General features: G+C 68.7%; 5 protein-coding genes. All 5 read right to left on the minus strand.

Translation table 11 applies throughout. The features are described 5' to 3' along the window. The coding region (locus tag AC27VN_RS36855) for a DUF4089 domain-containing protein (protein ID WP_490879842.1) at positions 1–209 on the minus strand (209 nt) is incomplete at its 3' end. A gap of 14 nt (positions 210–223) precedes the next feature. Continuing rightward, on the minus strand, positions 224–1,057 hold the full coding sequence (locus AC27VN_RS36860; protein ID WP_203203762.1) for an ABC transporter ATP-binding protein: 834 nt from the start codon (positions 1,055–1,057) through the stop codon (positions 224–226). Further along, complete coding sequence (locus AC27VN_RS36865; RefSeq protein WP_203203761.1) at positions 1,054–1,884, minus strand: ABC transporter permease; 831 nt, start codon at positions 1,882–1,884, stop codon at positions 1,054–1,056. Before AC27VN_RS36865 ends, AC27VN_RS36860 begins: the two co-directional genes overlap by 4 nt. 4 nt (positions 1,885–1,888) lie before the next feature. Next, positions 1,889–2,890, minus strand: a complete 1,002-nt coding sequence (locus tag AC27VN_RS36870) for an ABC transporter substrate-binding protein (protein ID WP_490879843.1) — start codon at positions 2,888–2,890, stop codon at positions 1,889–1,891. A 38-nt stretch (positions 2,891–2,928) separates the two neighbouring features. Beyond that, a partial coding sequence (locus tag AC27VN_RS36875) for an allophanate hydrolase-related protein (RefSeq protein WP_490879844.1) occupies positions 2,929–3,226 on the minus strand: 298 nt, incomplete at its 5' end.

A 3,226-nucleotide genomic window follows, 5' to 3' on the forward strand; every position in this document is an offset into this window, starting at 1 on the left:
CCGGCCTCCGAAGAGGAAGCCGGTGCGACGGGAACGAACTGCACCGCCGCCTCGTCGTGCACCGACAGCGGCACCGCCTCGACGGTGGCCGCGAAGCCGGCCGCGAGCGCGAAGTAGCGCAGCACGCCCTCGCGGTGGGCGGGCGAGAGCGGGAGGCCGAGCGCGGTGGCGGCCGCGTCGACGTGGCGTTCGATCTGTTCGGGGGTCATCGCGTCGTCTCCTCTCAACGGCGCACTTCGCGCTGGAAGATGTCGAGGCTGAGCTTTTTCATCGCGACGAAGCTCTCGGTGCTCAGGGTCTCGACCGTGCGCGGGCGCGCATCGCCATAGCGCAGGATCTCTGCCACCTTGGTCGGGCGCTTGGTCAGCAGCAGCACCTCGTCGGCCAGGTACACGGCCTCTTCGAGGTCGTGCGAGACCAGCAGCATGGTGGTGCCGGTCTGCATGAACACCTCCTGCAGCTTCTCGCGGATGAACAAGGTCATCTCGAAGTCGAGCGCCGAGAAGGGCTCGTCGAGAAACAGCACCTCGGGGTTCGGCGCGAGCGCGCGCATGATCGACGCGGTCTGCTGCTGGCCGCCCGAGAGCTCGTAGGGAAAGCGCTTGAGATCGAACTTGACGTCGAAGGAAGCGACCAGCTCCTCCATGCGGCGATCGACCTCGGCCTTGCTGCGGCCTTCCAGCTTCAGCGGATAGGCGATGTTGTCGATGGTGCGCATCCACGGGAACATCGCCTCGCGGTAGTTCTGGAACACGTAGCCGATCTTGGTGTCCTTGCGCTGCTTGCCGTCGAACAGGATCTCGCCGCTGTCGATGGGGATCAGCCCCGCGATCATGTTGATCAGCGTGGACTTGCCGCAGCCGTTGGGCCCGAACACCGAGACGATGCGGTGCTTGGGGATGTCGAGGTCGAAGTTCTCGTACAGCGGCCAGCCCGCGAAGTACTTGGTGAGGCCGCGGATGGTGATGTGGGTGCCCGCCGGGCCGGGCTTGAACACCGGCTTGGGCACGTCGGCATACACCGGGCCGTTGACGACGATGTCGGGCGTGGCTTTCATCGGCCGCTCCAGTGAACGATGCGGCGCTCGGCCACGAGGAAGAGGATGTTGAGCACGTAGCCCAGCGCGCCGGCCGCGAGGATGGCGGCATACATGCTCTTGACGTTGAGCACCTGCTGCGCGTCGATGATGCGGTGGCCCAGGCCGTTGTCGGAGCCGATGAACATCTCGGCCACGATCACGATCACCAGCGCCATCGAGACCGCCGAGCGCAGGCCCACGAAGCTGGGCTGCAGGCTCTCCCACACCAGCACGTCCTTGAAGATCTGCCAGCGCGAGGCGCCCATCACGCGCGCCGCCATCACGCGCTGCTTGCGCGCGTTGATGACGCCATAGGCGCTGTTGAACACCACGATCAGCAGCGCGCCGAAGGCCGCGATCGCCACCTTGTTGATGTCGGACACGCCGAAGATCAGCAGGAACAGCGGGATCAGCGCCGACGAGGGCGTGGAGCGGAAGAAGTCGATCAGGAACTCGACGCTGCGGTAGGCGCGCTCGTTGCTGCCCAGCAGCACGCCCAGCGGCATGCCGACGATGGCGGCGATCGCGAAGGCCTGCACGGTGCGCCACACGGTGACGGCGAAGTCGAGCAGCAGCGGCCCGCCGGCCAGGCCGGTGATGAGCGCGGCCACGGTGTCGGCCGGCGAAGGCAGCAGGATCGGCTTGATGAAGCCGAGCCGCACCACCAGGTCCCAGACGATGAACAGGACGACCGGCCCGATGGCCGGCAGCCAGCGCTCCCAGGCGGGCGCCTTCGGTGCCGCGGAGGCGGCGGCGTTGCCCGCGGGCGGCGCCCAGGGCGAAGCGGTGGTGCTGCTGTCGGCCATGGCGTCAGGCCTTGTAGAGCAGGCCGTCCACCAGGACCTTCTTCTCGAAGATCCCCTTCTCGGTGAACAGGTCGTAGAACTTCTGGAAGTAGGCGACGTCGCTGGGCTTGAACTCGTTGTAGAGCATGTACGAGGCCAGCGGCACCTCGGCCGTGAGCTTGCCCTCGATGGCGGTGTAGCCCTTCATGTACTGGCGCGCCTCGTCGGGCTGGCTGCGCACCAGCTCCACGCCGCGCGCATAGGCGGCGATGTACTTCTTGGCCGCGTCGGGGTTCTTCTTGAGGAACTCGGTCGTGAGGCTGGCGGCGCCGCCGTGCCAGGGCGCCATCGGGTCGCCGAGGATGTAGCGCGCGACCACGCCGGCCTCGAGCACGCGCGTGGTGCCGTTCATGCGGCCCACGGTGCCCGTGGGCTCGAGCGTGTAGCAGGCATCGACCTGCCCCGCCACCAGCGCGGCCACGTGCTGGCCGATCGGCAGCTCGCTGACCGACACGCCCTTGGCGCCCGCGCGCTCGAGCATGGTCTTGCACAGCGTGACGTTCTGGATGCCCGGGCCCGAGGCCACCTTCTTGCCCGCGAGCTCGGCCATGGCCTTGATCGGGCTGTCCTTGGCGACGATGAACTCGTCGAGCACGAACTTCGCGTTGCTCGGATTGGTGCAGAAGATCTTGAACAGGCCCGGCTGCGCGATCTCGCCGATCGCGAGGTTGGCCGAGCCGGTGCCGTTGGCGCTGCCGTCGCAGCGGCCCGCGAGCATGGCTTCCATCACCTGCTGGGCGCCCGCGAACTTCTGCGGTTCCACGTCGAGCCCCGCTTCCTTGAAGAAGCCGCGCTCGACCGCCGCGAAGAAGGGCAGGCCCGCGGCCACCGGCCAGAAGCCGACGCGGATCTTCGGCGCCGCCTGGGCGCGCACGATCGCCGGCGCGGCGAGCACCGCGAGGCCGGCGGCGCCGGCCTGCAGCAACTGTCGGCGCGAGGCGGTGGAAGGGAGGTCGGAGATGGACATGGAAGACTCCTCGGTCTGGGTTCGAAGACAACAGGGATTCAGGCGGTGCGGCTCGCGAGGTAGGCGCGCCAGCCGCCATGGCGCGTGACCTCTTCCGCACCGGCCAGCGCATGGCCCTCGCAGATGAAGCCGTGCACCCAGCGGCCGTCGGCCAGCTCGACGCTGCCCAGGCCCAGCGGCGCGGGGATCAGCGCGAGGAAGCTGCCGACTTCGGCCAGCGGCAGGTCCCACACCTCGAGCGCGATCGCGGCGCCGCCCTCGGCGCTGCGCTGCAGGCCGGGCTTGGGCGGCACGGTGCCGGGCAGCGCGTACAGGCGGTAGCGCGCCGCGGTCTGG

Source organism: Variovorax sp. 20P10.2.4 (assembly GCF_058244205.1).